This is a genomic window from Rhodoferax sp. UBA5149, assembly GCF_002413825.1.
Classification (GTDB): domain Bacteria; phylum Pseudomonadota; class Gammaproteobacteria; order Burkholderiales; family Burkholderiaceae_C; genus Rhodoferax.
Window position 1 is genome coordinate 8,957 of sequence record NZ_DHXT01000166.1, and the last position, 590, is coordinate 9,546.

Consider the following 590-nt stretch of genomic DNA (forward strand, 5'->3'; position numbering starts at 1 on the left):
CGCTCGTTGCGCGCGAACAGGCCCGGCACGCCGCGCGCCGTGGTCGGGTTGACTGAAAACAGATCGCCGGGCACGTAAATCATGCGGCTCAGGCGCCCGTCGCACGGCATATGGATGCGGTGGTAGTCCCGGGGGCTCAAGTACAGCGTGGCGAAACTGCCATGCTCAAAGCGCGCGGCCAGCGCGGCGTCGCCGCCCAGCAAAGCGGTGCTGGAATAGTGGTGGCCCTTGGCCTGAAAGATCTGGTCGCCGGCCATCGCGCCAAACTGGCTGATGGCGCCATCGACCGGGCAAATCAGGTCGGCACCGGCCAGCGGGCGGGCGCCGTCCTTCAGGGCGCGGGTGAAAAACTCGTTGAAGGTGGCGTAGCTGGCGACCTCGGGGTTGGCGGCCTCCGCCATGTTGACGCCGTAGCGCCGCACAAACCAGGCGATCAGCCGCGTCGTCAATTTCCCGCCGCGGGCGCCAGCCACGCGCCCGGCCAGGGCCGTCAGGGCCTGCTTCGGCAGCAGATATTGCGGTAGCACGGCGAGACGGTCTGACATGGAGGGCTACCGGAGTTGGGAATGGGCGGGATTGTACCGAGCGCA

General features: G+C 67.8%; 1 protein-coding gene. It reads right to left on the minus strand.

Annotated features, from left to right (window positions below; all coding sequences use genetic code 11):
- Positions 1-545 (minus strand): archaetidylserine decarboxylase (gene asd / locus B3V69_RS15220; RefSeq protein ID WP_296447861.1); only part of this gene is annotated, 545 nt, incomplete at its 3' end.
- Positions 546-590 lie beyond the last annotated feature (45 nt).